Origin of the sequence: Corynebacterium sp. CNJ-954, from assembly GCF_001942345.1 — a bacterium.
Lineage (GTDB): Bacteria > Actinomycetota > Actinomycetes > Mycobacteriales > Mycobacteriaceae > Corynebacterium.
Genome location: NZ_MKKI01000004.1, coordinates 113,850 through 129,560, shown reverse-complemented (window position 1 = coordinate 129,560; position 15,711 = coordinate 113,850). Strand labels below are relative to the sequence as shown.

Annotated in this window: 16 protein-coding genes and 1 tRNA gene; 9 read left to right on the top strand and 8 right to left on the bottom strand. The window is 64.7% G+C overall.

The genetic code is table 11. The annotated features are described in order from the left end of the window. Positions 1 to 198: 198 nt before the first annotated feature. From BJF89_RS03065 to BJF89_RS03060, 3 genes are all read right to left on the bottom strand, one after another. The gene (locus BJF89_RS03065) at positions 199 to 423 is read right to left on the bottom strand and encodes a hypothetical protein (RefSeq protein WP_075812114.1); all 225 of its coding nucleotides are present in this window, start codon (positions 421 to 423) and stop codon (positions 199 to 201) included. Next, a complete protein-coding gene (locus tag BJF89_RS19275; protein WP_255372461.1) occupies positions 420 to 554 on the bottom strand; it encodes a hypothetical protein in 135 nt (44 codons plus the stop codon). Before BJF89_RS19275 ends, BJF89_RS03065 begins: the two co-directional genes overlap by 4 nt. A 128-nt stretch (positions 555 to 682) precedes the next feature. Then, positions 683 to 770 (bottom strand) — tRNA-Ser (locus tag BJF89_RS03060). A 118-nt stretch (positions 771 to 888) separates the two neighbouring features. Between BJF89_RS03060 and BJF89_RS03055 the strand changes: the two genes are divergently transcribed. Then, positions 889 to 1,875 (top strand): NAD(P)H-quinone oxidoreductase, encoded by a 987-nt coding sequence (locus BJF89_RS03055; RefSeq protein WP_139311856.1) that lies wholly within the window; start codon positions 889 to 891, stop codon positions 1,873 to 1,875. Here the strand turns inward: BJF89_RS03055 and BJF89_RS03050 are convergent. Next, complete coding sequence (locus BJF89_RS03050; protein WP_075812112.1) at positions 1,872 to 3,179, bottom strand: aminotransferase class V-fold PLP-dependent enzyme; 1,308 nt, start codon at positions 3,177 to 3,179, stop codon at positions 1,872 to 1,874. The two genes, BJF89_RS03055 and BJF89_RS03050, sit on opposite strands and share 4 nt — an antisense overlap. 221 nt (positions 3,180 to 3,400) lie before the next feature. On the opposite strand from BJF89_RS03050, the gene BJF89_RS03045 reads away from it, so the two are divergent. The 5 genes from BJF89_RS03045 to BJF89_RS03025 all read left to right on the top strand — a co-directional run bounded on the left by BJF89_RS03045 (position 3,401) and on the right by BJF89_RS03025 (position 7,718). Next, positions 3,401 to 4,273 carry an ABC transporter permease gene (locus tag BJF89_RS03045; protein ID WP_075812147.1) on the top strand — a complete coding sequence of 291 codons (873 nt, stop codon included), beginning with the start codon at positions 3,401 to 3,403 and terminating at the stop codon, positions 4,271 to 4,273. Positions 4,274 to 4,285: 12 nt separating this feature from the next. Beyond that, a complete protein-coding gene (locus BJF89_RS03040; RefSeq protein WP_075812111.1) occupies positions 4,286 to 5,074 on the top strand; it encodes an ABC transporter ATP-binding protein in 789 nt (262 codons plus the stop codon). Between the two features lie 58 nt (positions 5,075 to 5,132). After that, complete coding sequence (locus BJF89_RS03035) at positions 5,133 to 6,029, top strand: helix-turn-helix transcriptional regulator (protein WP_075812110.1); 897 nt, start codon at positions 5,133 to 5,135, stop codon at positions 6,027 to 6,029. Positions 6,030 to 6,155: 126 nt separating this feature from the next. Further along, the gene (locus tag BJF89_RS03030) at positions 6,156 to 7,097 is read left to right on the top strand and encodes an alpha/beta hydrolase (RefSeq protein ID WP_083650460.1); all 942 of its coding nucleotides are present in this window, start codon (positions 6,156 to 6,158) and stop codon (positions 7,095 to 7,097) included. 135 nt (positions 7,098 to 7,232) lie between these two features. Then, complete coding sequence (locus tag BJF89_RS03025) at positions 7,233 to 7,718, top strand: NINE protein (RefSeq protein ID WP_075812108.1); 486 nt, start codon at positions 7,233 to 7,235, stop codon at positions 7,716 to 7,718. Between the two features lie 21 nt (positions 7,719 to 7,739). Here the strand turns inward: BJF89_RS03025 and BJF89_RS03020 are convergent, their stop codons facing one another. Next, positions 7,740 to 9,122, bottom strand: a complete 1,383-nt coding sequence (locus BJF89_RS03020) for a tetratricopeptide repeat protein (protein WP_075812106.1) — start codon at positions 9,120 to 9,122, stop codon at positions 7,740 to 7,742. A 229-nt stretch (positions 9,123 to 9,351) separates the two neighbouring features. Between BJF89_RS03020 and BJF89_RS03015 the strand changes: the two genes are divergently transcribed. From BJF89_RS03015 to BJF89_RS03005, 3 genes are read left to right on the top strand one after another with little or no spacing between them, the layout of a single operon-like run. Beyond that, positions 9,352 to 10,683 carry a hypothetical protein gene (locus tag BJF89_RS03015; RefSeq protein WP_075812104.1) on the top strand — a complete coding sequence of 444 codons (1,332 nt, stop codon included), beginning with the start codon at positions 9,352 to 9,354 and terminating at the stop codon, positions 10,681 to 10,683. 21 nt (positions 10,684 to 10,704) lie between these two features. Further along, positions 10,705 to 11,277, top strand: a complete 573-nt coding sequence (locus BJF89_RS03010; protein WP_075812143.1) for a sigma-70 family RNA polymerase sigma factor — start codon at positions 10,705 to 10,707, stop codon at positions 11,275 to 11,277. A gap of 1 nt (position 11,278) precedes the next feature. After that, positions 11,279 to 12,064, top strand: a complete 786-nt coding sequence (locus BJF89_RS03005) for an anti-sigma factor domain-containing protein (RefSeq protein ID WP_075812102.1) — start codon at positions 11,279 to 11,281, stop codon at positions 12,062 to 12,064. A gap of 7 nt (positions 12,065 to 12,071) precedes the next feature. On the opposite strand, the gene BJF89_RS03000 is transcribed toward BJF89_RS03005, so the two are convergent. The 3 genes from BJF89_RS03000 to BJF89_RS02990 form a co-directional block, all read right to left on the bottom strand. Continuing rightward, entirely contained in the window at positions 12,072 to 13,979 is a 1,908-nt protein-coding gene (locus tag BJF89_RS03000) for an amino acid transporter (protein ID WP_083650459.1), read from the bottom strand. Between the two features lie 101 nt (positions 13,980 to 14,080). After that, positions 14,081 to 14,449, bottom strand: a complete 369-nt coding sequence (locus BJF89_RS02995; protein ID WP_075812098.1) for an Lsr2 family protein — start codon at positions 14,447 to 14,449, stop codon at positions 14,081 to 14,083. Positions 14,450 to 14,557: 108 nt separating this feature from the next. Further along, positions 14,558 to 15,682, bottom strand: a complete 1,125-nt coding sequence (locus BJF89_RS02990; RefSeq protein ID WP_075812096.1) for a ferrochelatase — start codon at positions 15,680 to 15,682, stop codon at positions 14,558 to 14,560. Positions 15,683 to 15,711: the final 29 nt, after the last annotated feature.

Here is a 15,711-nt window from a genome sequence, read left to right as displayed (position 1 = left end):
GAAGGTCTGCCACCGCGTCCGATTCCACCCGGTCTAACGTGCGAGTGACGGCGACGCGTGCAGCATCCGGTGAAGGGTATCCGGCGCGACTAGCGACCTCGGCCCATGTGTGTCCCTGGGAACGGAGGCTGACGGCGTGGGAGGATTTGCCACGGGCTTCTATGCGCGCCGGGGAGTGCTTAGCGTTGTCTTGCCCGCTCATTGGGGTGCCCCCTCGGTGCGGTGGTCGGTGAGGGCTGCATGTTCGGCGGCGGAGTACAGCAGGAACTCGGCCTGTTCGGTGGTGATGTTGTGGAGGTCTACCGCTTCCCCATTGTCGCGGGTGTGGTCTATGAGGGTGTCGAGAAGATCACCGGCAGCGTCGGTGGTGAGGTTGTGCCGGTCGCGGAGGGCACCCCGTAGGGCAATGTGGTCGGTGCTCATGCGGCACCACCGTCTGCGAGGTACGCGGCCATGAAGTACGCGGCAGTGGCGTAGTCGTCGCTGCTGTCAACGGTGACGTTGAGTGTGTGGACGTTGCCCGGTGTTATGGGAACGTCGAGGGGGGGTTCCATGTTGCGCTTGCCCTGTTCTGCAGGGGCACCGGGTGGGAGTTTTGGGGGCTGATTGCCCACGCATTGCCCACGCGGCGGGTTTCCTGCTGGTCAGTTATATGGTCTGACCTGCACTAACATGGAATATTTGGCGGAGACGAGGGGATTTGAACCCCTGGACGATCGCTCGTCGCTGGTTTTCAAGACCAGTGCATTCGGCCGCTCTGCCACGTCTCCAGTGCTGCACACACCGATGTGCGTTCAGCGCGTCCTGATTCTAACCCACCACACGACGATTGCCGGTGCCCACCCCTGTTTCACCCGGTATCGCTAGGCTGGGGACATGAACGGGAACATGAAGGCCATCATCCAGACTGACCCCGACGACCCCCGGTCCCTGCACTGGCAGGAGACCCATATCCCGACGCCACAGGACGGTGAGGTCCTGATCCAGGTCGCTGCTGCGGGCCTGAATCGTGCTGACACCCTGCAGGCGAAAGGGCACTACCCGCCGCCGAAGGGCGTGTCCGAGATCCTCGGCCTCGAAGCGGCCGGCGTGATCGTCGACCCGAACGGTTGCGTCCGCCCTGACGGCACCCCGTACCGGGAGGGTGACGAGGTCGGGGCACTGCTCTCCGGTGGCGCGTACGCCGAGTACACCATCGTCCCCGCGGGCCAGTTGACGCCTGTCCCGGACGGTTTCGGACTCTCCGAGACCGCCAGCGTCATTGAGGCCGCCTGCACGATCTGGTCGAATCTGATGATGACGGCCCAGCTGCGGGAGGGCGACACCCTGTTGATCCACGGTGGTGGCGGCGGCATCGGCATCTTCGCCACCCAACTGGCGCACGCACTGGGGGTCCGTGTGGCGGTGACGGCGGGTAGCCCCGAGAAACTGGACGTGTGCCGCCGCTACGGTGCTGATGTGCTGATCAACTACCGCGAGGAGGACTTCGTCAAGGTCGTCAAGGAACTCGGCGGTGCGGACGTGGTCCTGGACATCATCGGCGCGAAGTACCTCGACGGCAATGTCTCGGTGCTGGCCCCGGACGGCCATCTGGTGATCATCGGCATGCAGGGCGGAGTGAAGGGCGAGCTGAACATCGGGAAGCTCCTGGCCAAACGGGGGAACATCTCCGCCACGGGCCTGCGCTACCGGGACCGGGACGACAAGGCACGGATCGTGGCGGAGACGGTGAAGAACGTGTGGCCCATGCTGGAGGACGGCAGGATCTCCCACCATGTGGACCGGGTCTTCCCGATCCAGGATGCCGCCGAAGCCCACCGCTCGCTTCTGGACGGGGAGATCACCGGCAAGGCGATCTTCGAGGTCTCCAGCTAGACGATCCCCCCGACCACGCGGACCAGGTGGTCGATGTCCATGTGGGTGTTGTGCGGTGCGAGAGCCACGCAGATCGCCCCACCCATCTCCGCGACGCCCATCTGATCGAACAGGGCGCTTTCCTCCAGCCCCACGGTCTGTGCCACGACACCGTTGCTCAACAGCCGCTCCCCGACCACGGAGGCTTCGATGCCCTGCACGAGGAAGCTGACACGCGGCAGCCGGTCGACCGGGCCGAAATGCTGTCCTCGATTCTCGGCGGGACTTCCCCAGCTGTTGTGGTCGTGCTCCGGCTCGGTATCGATCTCCCCGTCCACGCCGACGACATGGACGTTCTCCAGATCCCGGAGACCGTCGACGAGGTAGCCGGCAAGCCGCCCGAGGTACTCCTCGCTGGACTGCAGGGACGTCGCCAGGCGCTCCCGCCGGGTGCCGGTCGCCTCTTCGTCCAGGCCTGCCAGGTGGTTCACGGCGGCGGGAACGCCCCCGAGCATGCCCGGGGCATTACCGTCCCGCTCGAGCTCGGCGACACGGCGTGCCGTCAGCTCCTGCGAATCCGGGGCAGCATGACGTCCACGGCGCAGTTCGACCAGATGGAGTTCGGCCAGCAGCGCCGGATCACGGAATACCAGCGCGCCGACCTCCGGGCCGCCGAGAGGCGCCATGTCCAGGGCGACGACGTCCGCGTCCCACGCATCCAGGTCGATCTTCCGGTAGGGGGCGTAGGCCCCCGCATCCACCACCAGCCAGGCACGTGACTTCGCGCGCATGATGTCGGCGATGGCCCGGATGTCGGTGACCGTACCCAGGTGGGCATTCGCCGCAGGCACCGCGACGATGGAGGTGTCGAGACTGATCAGACTCGTGAACTGCCAGGCAGGCAGGGCACCGGTAGTGAGGTCGGCCTCTGCCCACCGCACGGAGGCCCCGTAGAGGTCCGCGGCGAGTTTCCACGGGGTGATGTTGGACGGCTCGTCCACCCGGCTGAGAACGACCTCACGGCCCATACGCAGTTTCGCGGGCACGGCCGTGGCCAGGATGCCCAGCAAGGTGGCCCGGCTGGGGCCCAGCACGACACAGTCCGGCGACGCCCCGACGAGGTCGGCAACCGCCTCGCGGGCCGCAGAGACGTATTGGTCACCACGGGCTCCACCGTCCGGCCCCTGCAGGGGTGATGCCCGGAACGCCCTCGACACCGCCGAGCTGACCTTCTCCGGCACCTGCGCGCGGCGACCCGCGTTGAGGTAGGTCCACCCCTCGGACAGCGATTCATAGAGGCCTCGCACCCTCGCGATGTCGAACACTCCCGACTGCCCCTTTCCGCATCTCACCACACTGGCGACCTGAGAATATTTTTGCAGGTCACGATACTAAAATTCAGGAAACGACCGCGCCGTTCCGTCAACGTCACCGATACTACATCGGCACATGGACATGAGTGGCACCGGCGCTGATTACCGCACACCACACGGTTCCGGAGTACCGTATCCCCGTGTCCGATTCAGAAAATCCCCGGCCGGTGGCCATGTCACCGGAGTACGAGAGCTTCGTCGCCGCCCCGACGGAAGGTGGCGCGCCGTCCTCAACGTCCCAGACCCTCGGTGCCGCGTGGGACGACCTGAAGCGCGGCTTCGGGCAGCGGGAGCTGTGGCTCACGCTGGGCTGGCAGGACATCAAACAGCGCTACCGACGCAGCGTCCTGGGCCCGTTGTGGATCACTCTCGCCACCGGCGTGATGGCCGTGGCGCTGGGACTGCTGTACTCCATGCTCTTCCAGATGGATCTGAAGGAGTTCCTGCCGCACGTCGCCGTGGGCCTGATCATGTGGAGCTTCATCTCAGGATGCATCATCGAGGGCTCCCAGGTGTTCATCGCCAACGAGGGGCTGATCAAACAGCTGCCAAGCGCTTTGAGCGTGCACGTCTACCGGCTGGTGTGGAAGCAGTTCCTGATCCTGTGCCACAACCTGGTCATCTGGGTGGTCCTGTTGGCCGTCTTCCAGATCCCCGTCGGCTGGGAGGTTCTGCTCGCCGTGCCGGGACTGGCGCTGCTGGTGGCCAACGGCGTGTGGGTGTCGATGTTCTTCGGCATCATCGCCACCCGCTTCCGTGACGTCGCACCGCTGCTGGAGTCCCTGGTCCAGCTGCTGTTCTACATGACCCCGATCGTGTGGACGACCAAGACACTGCTCGAGCAGGGTGGCGCCGTCGCCGACCGTGCACGCCTCGCAGAGATCAACCCCCTGTTCCACTACCTCAGTGTCGTACGCGGCCCGATGATCGACGAGCCCGTCGAAATGCACTCCTGGATCATCGTCGGTGTCCTCACCGTGCTCGGCACCCTGTTCGCCATGGTGTTCATGCGCCAGTGGCGGTCACGTGTGAGCTACTGGGTTTAAAGGAGAACAACCATGGTTTCCATCGACACCTACAACGCCTGCGTCGACTTCCCCATCTTCGACGCCAAGTCACGCTCACTGAAGAAGGCATTCCTGGGGGCCGCCGGCGGGGCGATCGGACGTAACTCGGACAACACCGTCGTCATCGAGGCACTGCGGGACGTCAACCTGCACCTCAAGGAAGGCGACCGGATCGGTCTCGTCGGCCACAACGGTGCCGGCAAGTCCACCCTGCTGCGCCTGCTGTCCGGGATCTACGAGCCGACCCGCGGTTCCGCGGTGGTCGAAGGGCGCGTAGCTCCCGTCTTCGACCTCGGTGTGGGAATGGACCCGGAGATCAGCGGCTACGAGAACATCATCATCCGTGGACTCTTCCTCGGCGAGAGCCGGAAGTCCATGGAGAAGAAGATGGACGAGATCGCGGACTTCACCGAACTCGGTGACTACCTCTCCATGCCGCTGCGCACCTACTCCACCGGTATGCGTGTGCGTCTCGCCCTGGGCGTGGTGACGTCCATCGAGCCGGAGATCCTTCTGCTCGACGAGGGCATCGGGGCCGTGGACGCGAGCTTCATGGAGAAGGCGCGGATCCGGCTTCAGGCCCTGGTCGAGAAGTCCGGCATCCTGGTGTTCGCCTCGCACTCCAATGAATTCCTGGCGCAGCTGTGCGACTCGGCACTGTGGGTCGACCACGGCCAGATCCGGTCGTGTGGTCCTGTCGACGAGATCGTCGGCGCGTACGAGGGGCCGAACGCGGCTGAACACGTGCGCGGCGTGTTGAGAGACCTGGGTCGGTTGTAGGTGTGTGTGGGGACCCGGTCCCCCATGGTGCTGTCTGTGATGTCATAGGATAACCGACATGGTCGTCCCTGCAGATCGCGAACCGCACTTGCGCGAACTCGGCTCTTTCCTGAGGACGCGACGCTCCCAACTCGGCCCGGCAGACGTCGACGTCACCCGGACGAATACCCGAAGCCGGGTCACCGGTTTGCGCCGGGAAGAAGTCGCAGAATTAGCCCGGATCAGCGGCGACTACTACGCGCGCATCGAACAAGGACGGCTGGCTCCGTCCCCGCCCGTCCTCGCTGCACTCGTCACCGCCCTGAAACTGGACAAGGACCAGGCCGACTACCTGGGTTCTCTGGCGGACCATGTCACTGCGCCGAGCCACTCGCTGCATCCTGGAAGACCGATCAGCTCCGACGGCAATGGAGACGACCCACAGGTCAGACCCCAGGTGCGGCGTCTTCTGGATCAGCTGACAGAGACCCCTGCTCTGGTCCTGGGCCCCCGCACCGACATACTCGCCTGGAACTCGTTGGCGACAAAGGTCTACATGGACTTCGGCTCTCTCGACCCCAGCGACCGTAACTACGTCCGCCTGATCTTCACGGATCCGCGAATGCGAGATCTCTTTGACGACTGGGACGCGGTTGCCCGCTCATGCGTGGCGATCTTACGTCGCGAAGCGGCGGCGAATCCGTCGGACCCGAAACTCACGCCACTGGTCGGTGAGCTCACCGTCTCGGATCCGGACTTCGCGCGGTGGTGGGCCGAGCATGACGTGGCACGACAGGACTTCGGCACAAAGGTGCTGCATCACCCAGATGTCGGCGACCTCACGCTGGACTGGGAGATCTTCCGATACGGCGCTGCACCTGACCAACAGCTGGTCTTGAACTCGGTGGAGCCCGACTCACTCACCCAGAGACGACTCAGGGCCTTGTCGGGACAAGGAGACATGGAGTGTCCGTAGTCTAGGAAGATTTTTCCTAGGCTGGATTCTGTCTGGCAGCTCTCCACCGCGCGTATCACGCTGGGGACCAGTCCGGGACGGGCCCGGCACTCAGGTTCTATGTATTCGATTCCCCAGGAGGGCACCATGGTCACCGACAACATCAAGAATGTCAGCTTCCGCAACCAGGACATGTACTGGGATATCGCGGCGAGCATCTACTTCCCGCCGGAGTTCGACGAGAGCAAGAGCTACCCGACGGTCGTCGCCGCTCACCCGATCGGATCCTGCAAGGAGCAGACGTCGGGGAACATCTACGGCACCGCCCTCGCCGACGCAGGCAACGTCGTCATCGCCTTCGACGCCAGCTTCCAGGGTGCCAGCGGCGGCGAGCCCCGCTTCCGCGAAGACCCGGCTGAGCGTGTCGAGGACTTCCGTCGTGTCGTCGACTACGCCGTGACCCTCCCCTACGTCGACGCCGACCGTATCGGCGTCCTCGGCATCTGCGGTGGTGGCGGCTACACCCTCAACGCCGCATTGACCGAGAAGCGGTTCAAGGCTGTCGTCTCCATCACCGGAGTGAACTACGGCCGTATGCAGCGGGAGAACGCCGCGGCCGGCGACGGCGGTGTGATCGGCAAACTGCAGGACATCGCCGCCCAGCGCACCAGCGAGGCCCGCGGTGCGGAAAACCAGGTCGCCGGTATGCTCCCGGAGACCGCCGAACAGGCCCAGCAGGTCGGCGACATCGACGTCATCGAGGCCTTCGACTACTACCGCACCGGTCGCGGCGAGAAGGCGAACGGCTGCGTGCTCTTCGAAGCCGCTCACGGTGCCACCGCGCTCGGCTGGGACGCCTTCCACCTCGCCGACGAGCTACTCGACCAGCCCCTGATGGTCGTCATCGGCGACAAGCAGGGTGCTTTCGGTGCCTACAAGGACGGCAAGGAAATCTACGCCAAGGCAGCCTCCACCGACAAGGAGCTCGTCGAGCTGCACGACGTCTCCCACTACGACCTCTACGACCAGCCGAACGGTGCCGGCGAGGCCCTGAAGAAAGTCGTCCCATTCTTCGCCGAGAAGCTCTGAGACCATCATCCCGAGGTCTCCTGACGCATCCGTCGGGAAGAGGATGCCGAGCGATTCTTTCCGACCTGATACGTTTACGTGTACTCGCGGGCAGCCGACGCCAGGCGCCACGCACGCATGAATCAAGGAGTCCCGATGAGCAACCCCTTCAACAGCCCGGAGTTCGGTAGCTCCGGCGAGCGCCGTCCGGAGAACCAGCAGCAGACGCCATACCAGGATTCTCCCTATCAGCAACAAGGCTTCCAGCAGCCCGCCCACCAGCCGTACCCCCAGCAGCAGAACTTCCAGCAGCCGTACGCTCAGCAGTACCAGCAGGGAAGCATGCAGCAACACGGCGGATACGGCGCTCCAATGTACCCCGGACCTCAGAAGTCGAAGCTCGCTGCTGCCCTGTTGGCGTTCTTCCTGGGCACTCTGGGCATTCACAACTTCTACCTCGGTTACACCGGCAAGGCCGTATGCCAGCTGGTCCTCACGATCTTCGGTTACCTCACCGCCATCATCCTCATCGGCTTCCTCTTCCTTTTCTGCGTCGGTATCTGGGCATGCGTCGAGTTCATCATGATCCTCATCGGTGGCGGACGATACTCGCATGACGCACGGGGAATCCCACTTAACTGACCGAGTCCCGCTTACTGGACCTCAGCCAAGAGCTTTCTGACGGCATTCCCACGCACGCGTCTGATTACCAATGGATGTGAAAACCTCCGCGGCCTCTCCGTGGTACCGGCGCGATCCGTCATGCGACCCCGCATAAGCGAAAAGGTTGCCCAATGCGACCTTCGCTTCTGCATACGCCTCGCGTTCATTCACCCCGCTGACATCATCGTAGGTCAATCGGTCGTCTAGATCGAGAAGCAATTGAGTAGCAGAGCGAGGGTCCTTAGCCAGGAAATGCCCGTACGATAACCGAATGGTCGACCAGATTATCCCGCTCACCAGATCGTACCTGCGTGAAAGAGTGAGGGCCTGTTCATAGACTTCGTACATCTCTGAATAACGGCCCATCTTCTCTAGGCATGCACCTTTCTCCAGGAATGCCATGATCTCGCCGTTATGGTCGTCATTACGCTGGTACAGCTCTGCCAGACGCGTCGCATACCTGCTCCGCTCGGTGTTGCCATGCCCTGTGACATCCGGTGAAAGATCGAGGTGGTATCTGGCGATGAGGATCCTGTCACTCAATGAGATGGACGTCGGTACATCCACAAGCAACCGTGACAGAACAGATTGAAAGAACTTGTTTCTATCGAGTCGCGCACCGATGGAGTCTCCGAGTTCCTCCATGACCCGCTGATTCAGTCTATGCAGCGCGACAGCGCGAGCGATGATTTCCGGCCGGAGGTGCGGGGAGGCCAGGCCGGGGTTATCCGTAATTATCTCCATGAGCTCTCCGAGACAGTGCTGCAGTGCGGACAGCTCGCTGGATTCTCTCGCCGTTGGGAGGTTGCTGCGACAGGCCGCGATCAGTTCGTCCCACAGCTGGTCATTCTGCTCTGTGTATGGACTGCGCTTGAGAACACCGACCTGCACATCCCATGACGGTGTTCCGGGTTCTTCGGAAGCCTCCACGCACGCCCCGCTGTCCTGCTCGCGCGGCAACCCAGGCGAATCCGGAAAACTGTCCACGGCCAAGGAGAAATCGGGTTCCAAACCATGGTGTTCTTCTCGTTGCTGAGCACTCTCCTCCAGGAAGTGAAGGACCGATCGCACCCGTTCCGTGCCCGCCGCCGACAAGGATAAGACGCCCACCAGGGCGAGTGCGGAGTCCATCTCACGGGACCGTCCCAGGGTCTTCGCAGCCACCGCCCGGGCAAAGGCGACTTCCCGGAGATCGGCAATTCGATGATCGGCCGGGGATAGAACGTCGATCCGTAGCACCAACTCCTCGACTCCCTCGGTGCGCTCGAGGATGTCGGACGCATGGTCCGGCTGAGTAAGCTGCCGCCACTTTTCTTCCACTTCACGCCGGATCTCCGCGAGCTCCCTCATGATTGTCATGCCTTCCAAGGGGTCCGTGGACATGAGAGCTCCTGCACGAGAGAAGAGGAAACGTTGACCATGATCTTTTGTCGGAATCTCACGCTACCAGGGTTCGACCACCAGGGAGCGTTGGTGACCGGTGGGGCTGTCCGTGCGTTCGGGAGCGTACCGCCACCAGATGATCTGCACCGGTTCTTGTCACGACCAATCCGCCAACCCGACCGCTCCGAATACACAGTGACACCATCCCCCACTTTGAGGAGTTCCCACCATGTACGCCAGGTACAGCACGTACACGAAGAAGACCGTCGCGGTCGGTTCTGTGGCCGCACTGATGTTGTCCCTCGCCGCCTGCTCCGGTGACGACCAGACCGACGAGACGTCCAGCCAGACAACCACCAGCGGAGCGATGTCGACCGAGAATGCCGACGGGATGGGTGACATGCACTCCGGTGACCACCAGCCGACCGGTGACATCACCCCGATGAGTACCGGTGATCCCTTCGCTGACGCGATGACCGCCGCCGCCCACATGCCGATGACCGGCCAGACCCTCGCCGACGGCATCGTCGCCGCTGCCGACATCGACGGTGACCCGGATTCTGACGCCGCCACGCTGCATGCGGACCTGGCATCCAACCTGCAGGAACACGTCTACCTCGCAGGCATGGCGGTCGCCACGGCCTACACAGAGGGAGCGGATTCCGATGCCTTCTCCGCCGCATCCGACGCCCTGGACGCGAATGCTGTAGCCCTGGCCGACATGGTCGCCACGATCGACCCTTCCCAGCGCGACGCTGTGCTGGAACTCTGGCGTGACCACGTCGGCTACTTCGTGGACTACGCGACGGCAGCCAAGGACGGCGACGACGCAGCGAAAGCCGCCGCCCAGGACGACCTGACGCAGTACACGATGGACGCAGGAGAGGCCTTCTCCGGCCTGTCGCAGGGCGTCATTGACGCCGGTGCCGCGACAGAGGGACTGCAACACCACGTCGACAGTCTGTCCCAGGCGATCGACGCACTCGCCGCGGATGACACCTCCGCCTACGGTGACCTGCATGCGGCTGCGTCCCACGGCGGGGATTTCATCGCCACCCTGGCCTCGGGACTCGCTGAAGGCAACGACGTCGCCGGAGACGCTACCGACGACGCCGCCACGTTACGTGTCACCCTGGCCACGGGGCTGCAGGAACATGTCTACCTCGCCGGTCTCGCGGTCTTCACCGCCTACACCTCCGAGGGGGGCACCGAGTCCGAGGCGTTCCAGGCGGCCGCGGACACCCTCGACCACAACTCCGTCGCTTTGTCAGAAGCTGTCGGCTCCGTCGCCGGCGACGAGAAGGGCGCAGAGTTCCTGGAGCTCTGGCGCGAACACATCGGCTACTTCGTTGATTACGCCAACGCTCTGGCCAGTGACGACAGTGCCGCAGCGGATGAGGCTCTGCAGAATCTCGACGGATATCGTCCGAGGGCCGGGGAGTTCTTCGCAGACATCACCGGAGGCGAGCTCGACGCCGATGAGCTCGCCGACGGCCTCGCCCAGCACATCTCCACCCTGGCCGGTACCATCAAGTCGCTGAAGGACGCTCTCGTCAACTGATTCACCCCTATGATCGACCTCATGACGCAGGGGACCCCCGGGCCAGGCCGACGGGACGACGCACAGTTGACCATGTTGGTCGGGCGTGCCGCTGCGGGCGACCGGGGGGCTTTCGGTCTGCTCTACGACGCCGTCTCTCCCGTCGCCTACGGGATCTGCCGCCGTATCCTCCGTCACGAGGGCTTGGCAGCGGAGGTCACCCAGGAGGTGATGCTGGAGATGTGGACGAAGTCGTCAACCTACGACCCGGCACGCGGGACCGTCCACGCCTGGGCGGCAACGATCGCCCACCGCCGCGCAGTTGACAGCGTCCGTTCCGAGTCGTCCCGACAGGACCGGGAACACCGCACCCACCGGGAGCCTCGTGAAGTCGATGCCGTCGACGACGGTATCCTCCGGAGTGAGGAAAGCGCTCGGGTACGTCACTGTCTGGGAGAACTCACCGATCTCGAGAATGAGTCACTGGTCGCCGCCTACTACGGTGGCCGTACCTACTCCGAGGTGGCCCGGCACCTCACCGCTCCGCTGGCCACGGTGAAGAGCCGCATCCGGTCCGCCCTCGCGCGCATGCGAACCTGTATGGAGATGAGCTGAGATGACCGAGTCCGGACCGGACAGCAACCGGATCGATGAACTACTCGTCGGCCTTTCCCTCGACGCCCTCGATTCCGAAGAGGACGTCCGGGAGGCCGAACGTCTGGCGGAGACAGACCCGGATGCCGCGGCTGCCCTCCGCAGGTACCGGGAAGTTGCCGCCGAACTCGCCAGCCTGCACGAGGCTCCCCCACCTCCGGAGCTGAAACAGGCGGTGATGCGCCGGATCGGCGAGGACGAGTCCCCTTCGCCGGTTTCCACACTCCGGCGGTATCGACGTACAGCCTGGTTGATGACCGCCGTGGCCGCGGTCTCCCTCGCCGTCGCCGTCCCGTCACTGACCGTGGCGATCTCCCAGCACAACCAGTCTGTGCAGGCCGAAGACGCCGAGGACGCCGCACGGAACATCACGCGCATGCTCACCGCACCGGACTCCACCGTCACCTCGACCGAGGTCGAGGCAGCTGACGGCTCCGAGGACGGCGCTCTGGCCGTCATCGCCGCGGGCGGTGAACTGACCGTGATCGCCCGGGACCTGCCCACACTGTCGGACGAGCGCACCTACCAGCTGTGGTCGCTCGACGCCGACGGTGTGCCTGCATCCGCGGGCCTGTTCGACGGTCTCGACGGTGTCATCACGGTCAGCACCGACAGCTCCAACAACGCGTCGCCTGGCGCATCACCTGCCACAACAGCAGTTGCTCTCACCGATGAACCGGCTGGCGGCTCACCCGCCCCCACCACGGATCCGGTGGCCGTGCTCGCCGTCGACGGATCCGCCGGGTAGTCACCCCTCACCCCACATGCACCCGCGGCCGGCGTCCCTCCTCGGGTTCGGCCCGCCGAAGGACCTCCCGCGTGACCGCCGCATTGTGACCCCTGCCCACCACCAGGTACCGGAGCATTTCCCGGACCGGGGAACCTGTCCCCCATTCGAAGTAGATGTCCGGGATGACGTCGAAGTGGTCACGGGCGTCCAGTGCGACAGCGGCGACAGCGTTCGGCACGGTCGTCGCAGAGACGTGGAGTACGGGTATCCCGTCAACGGCATGGCCGGTGACGATCAGTGGCGAGGCGAAGTCACTGGCGTCGCCGACGGTGACCTCCAGGAAGACCAGCGGCCGGTCGCCGGAAAGATGGTTGGACCGTCGGAGACCCCGCTCCCGGGTCACCACGTCCGGGGCCTCCCTCGCACAGGACGCCACCAGGTGCAGCTCCCCCGACCCCGCCACCGCGGCCTGCAGGATGTGCTGGGCAGCAGCATCGTACCGGATCTCGGCACCGCGCAACTCGAGCGACCGGCCCGCCCGGGACACTGCCGAGACAGCGATGATGCCCAGGATGAACCACACCGCCACCCGCAGCCCTTCCGGACGTTCAATGATGTTGGCCACCAGAGTGTACGCCAGAATAACGGTGACCAAGGAGAACAGGATACCGGTACGGCGATTCCCGCGCCGCAGGGTATGCAGGGTCACCGCGAGAGCACCGGACCCGAGGAGTACCAGGACGCCCGTGGCGTAGGCACCGGACTGGGCGTCGACGTCCGCGCGGAAGACCAGTACCAGAGCCACCGCGACGGCAGCCAGTACGAGCACCATCGGCCGTGACCGTCGCGCCCACGTCGGCGCCATGCCGTACGCCGGCAGGTACCGCGGAATCAGCGCCAGCAGTCCGGCCATTGCCGAGGCGCCCGCGAACCAGAGCACGGCGATGGTGGACGCGTCGTAGATGTTCCCCACCACCCGCCCGAACTCCTCGTGGGCGAGCCACGCCAGTGCCCGGCCGTTCGCCTCACCACCGGCAGCGAGCTGGTCGCCGGGTACCAGCATGGTCACGCACAGCGATGAACCGATCAGGAAACAACTCATGATCAGTGCGCTGACCAGGACCAGGCGTCGCCCTGACCTGATCCGGGAGGCACGTGCCTCCTCTCCGACGGTGCCGGACGCCGGCCGGATCAGCGGCATCACCGACACTCCCGTCTCGAATCCGGACATGCCGAGCGCCAGTTTAGGAAACACGAGAACCGCGACAGCCAGCATCATCCAGATGCTGGAGTGCTGCGTGGTGACCGCCGCAGTCCAGTCGGCGACATGCCCGGATTCGGTCAGGATGCGCCACAGCCCCCGGGCCACCACCGCGGTGGTCAGACCCAGGTACACCACCACGAGCAGGACAGAGACGCGGACAGCATCGGTGAAACCCTTCAGGAAGACCGCCGCCAGCAGTGCCACCAGTCCCAGCGTCACCGGCATCAGCCAGGGGCTGCTGGAGGAACTGAGCAGGTGGGTCGCCGCATCTGACGCCGACAGCGTGACGGTGATCATGAAGTCGCAGGCAGCGAAGCCGAGGAGAACGAGGATCAGCAGTTTGCCGCGCCATCCGCGGACCATGCCGGCCAGCATCCCGATCGAGCCGAGCCCGTCCGGGGATTCGGCGGCGATCCGCCGGTATACAGGGACCGCGCCGAGGAGAGTGACGAGCACCAGTATCAGCGTCGCGACGGGGGCCAGCGCCCCTGCCGCGGCGACGGCGATACCGGGCTGGTATCCGAGTGTGGAGAAGTAGTCGACACCAGACAGGCACATGACCTGCCACCAGGGGCGTCTGGAATCGGTGTCGGTGGTTCGGAGGGGACGTGGTGCCTGTGCCGTGAAGGCGTCCCGACGGACCGGATGAGGGCCCTGCGCTTTACGCATAGCCAGAAAGTACGCCTACCCGGCCCCTCCGACAAGAGGTGGCGGCACTCTCCGTGAATCAACGCGGATCATCCCAGATCGGCGCAGTTTACGCGGTCCTGCTACCGGTCCTCGGGGTGCGCTGCCTCGTAGTCGCTGATCACGTCAGCGGCGATCTTGCCGCGTGCGGAGACCTCACGACCGTTCTCATTCGCCCACTGTCGGATACGACGGTTGCGTGCGGCGTCAGAGGCCGACGAAGATGACGGGGAGGAGGACCGTGCCGTTCCGGCAGAGGCACTCTTCGGCAGCTTCCGGGCGGCCCCCAGGTACGGCTCGAGTTCCTCGTCCAGGATCGCCGCGTTCAGCTCGGACAGATCCAGAACGTAATCGGCGCCACGGTAGCCGAACTTCACCGTCCGGACCTCGTCAGGAGCGAGTTCTTCCTGGTCAATGTCGTCAACAAAGGTGATCACTGTTCGTCGTCCCATTCGTGTCACCATACCACCGCACACCCGCAGCACCCGTCTGTGCCTATCTGCGCCGGCCTGTGCCCGTCTGTGCCCTTCTGTGCCCGTCTGTGTCGGCCTGCGCCGGGATCAGCCGCCGCAGCACCCCACAGCACAGAAGGCCCCGTCCACGGCTGAGCCGAAGTTGGGCACACGTCCGAGTCCCCCGCCCCCGCCGGGCTCACCTCGCGTAGCGCCCTGGACAAGATCGACCACCATCGCCGCAAAATCGGACGTGGACCCAGGGGTTGTGGCCCTGACCAGATCTATCCCGAGCTCTTCCGCTGTTTCGCTGGCCTCTGTGTCCAGATCCCAGAGCACTTCGACGTGGTCCGAGAGAAAGCCGACGGGACACAGCACCACCGGGCGGGTGTTGCCCCGGTCGACGCGCGCCCGGAGATGGTCGCAGATGTCCGGCTCCAGCCAGGGCACGGACGGCGGGCCGGACCGGGACTGCCAGACCACGTCAGCCTCAACCACAGAGGACACAGAGGACCCGGAGGACGCAGAGGACACAGTGCCTTCCCCGAAAGAACTCCGGTCGCGGATCAGTTCGGCACTGTCACGGACCTGGCGTGAGTACAGATGCCCACCGAGTTCCGGTGGGCCGGCCTCGGCGTCGGCACGCAGCGGAATGGAGTGTGCGGTGAAGACGAGGTCGGCCCGCTCAGCCTCGTCGAGGGTTGCCCTGGCGGTGTCCACGGCACGCGCGAATGCGTCGATGAACAGTGGATGGTCGTGGAACTGGGGTAGACGGCGGAGGCGTGGCGGGGTCAGCCCCGCGTCCACGACAGCCTGCCGGGCGCGGGCGATGTCCTCGTGGTACTGACGACACCCCGAGTACCCACCCCATGCGGACGTGGCGAAGACGACGGCGGAACGCACCCCGTCGCGGGCCATCGTCTCGACCGCATCCTCGACGAACGGATGCCAGTTCCTGTTACCGAAGTAGATGGGGATCCCCGACCCCCGGGAGTCCAACTCAGCCCGGATCCCAGCGATCATCTCACGGTTCAGGTCATTGAGCGGACTACGCCCCCCGAGGGCGTAATAGTGCTCTCCGACATCCTTGAGACGCTCACGAGGTATCCCACGGCCCTTGGTGACATTCTCAAGGAAAGGAATGACGTCGGCCTCCTGCTCCGGCCCGCCGAATGACAGGAGCAGCAGAGCATCGGCGTCAGTAGGTGCAGTGTTGTCGTGCGTTCCAGACATCTTCACCCTGTCACTATACGACAAGATGT

What these genes read in the sequence shown, in the direction of transcription:
- BJF89_RS02995 (WP_075812098.1), bottom strand. Translation starts at nt 14,449, where the DNA reads ATGGGACGACGAACAGTGATCACCTTTGTTGACGACATTGACCAGGAA.
- BJF89_RS03000 (WP_083650459.1), bottom strand. Translation starts at nt 13,979, where the DNA reads ATGCGTAAAGCGCAGGGCCCTCATCCGGTCCGTCGGGACGCCTTCACG.
- BJF89_RS03025 (WP_075812108.1), top strand. Translation starts at nt 7,233, where the DNA reads ATGAGCAACCCCTTCAACAGCCCGGAGTTCGGTAGCTCCGGCGAGCGC.
- BJF89_RS03055 (WP_139311856.1), top strand. Translation starts at nt 889, where the DNA reads ATGAAGGCCATCATCCAGACTGACCCCGACGACCCCCGGTCCCTGCAC.
- BJF89_RS03020 (WP_075812106.1), bottom strand. Translation starts at nt 9,122, where the DNA reads ATGTCCACGGACCCCTTGGAAGGCATGACAATCATGAGGGAGCTCGCG.
- BJF89_RS03015 (WP_075812104.1), top strand. Translation starts at nt 9,352, where the DNA reads ATGTACGCCAGGTACAGCACGTACACGAAGAAGACCGTCGCGGTCGGT.
- BJF89_RS03040 (WP_075812111.1), top strand. Translation starts at nt 4,286, where the DNA reads ATGGTTTCCATCGACACCTACAACGCCTGCGTCGACTTCCCCATCTTC.
- BJF89_RS03035 (WP_075812110.1), top strand. Translation starts at nt 5,133, where the DNA reads ATGGTCGTCCCTGCAGATCGCGAACCGCACTTGCGCGAACTCGGCTCT.
- BJF89_RS03005 (WP_075812102.1), top strand. Translation starts at nt 11,279, where the DNA reads ATGACCGAGTCCGGACCGGACAGCAACCGGATCGATGAACTACTCGTC.
- BJF89_RS02990 (WP_075812096.1), bottom strand. Translation starts at nt 15,682, where the DNA reads ATGTCTGGAACGCACGACAACACTGCACCTACTGACGCCGATGCTCTG.
- BJF89_RS03010 (WP_075812143.1), top strand. Translation starts at nt 10,705, where the DNA reads ATGACGCAGGGGACCCCCGGGCCAGGCCGACGGGACGACGCACAGTTG.
- BJF89_RS03065 (WP_075812114.1), bottom strand. Translation starts at nt 423, where the DNA reads ATGAGCACCGACCACATTGCCCTACGGGGTGCCCTCCGCGACCGGCAC.
- BJF89_RS03030 (WP_083650460.1), top strand. Translation starts at nt 6,156, where the DNA reads ATGGTCACCGACAACATCAAGAATGTCAGCTTCCGCAACCAGGACATG.
- BJF89_RS19275 (WP_255372461.1), bottom strand. Translation starts at nt 554, where the DNA reads ATGGAACCCCCCCTCGACGTTCCCATAACACCGGGCAACGTCCACACA.
- BJF89_RS03045 (WP_075812147.1), top strand. Translation starts at nt 3,401, where the DNA reads ATGTCACCGGAGTACGAGAGCTTCGTCGCCGCCCCGACGGAAGGTGGC.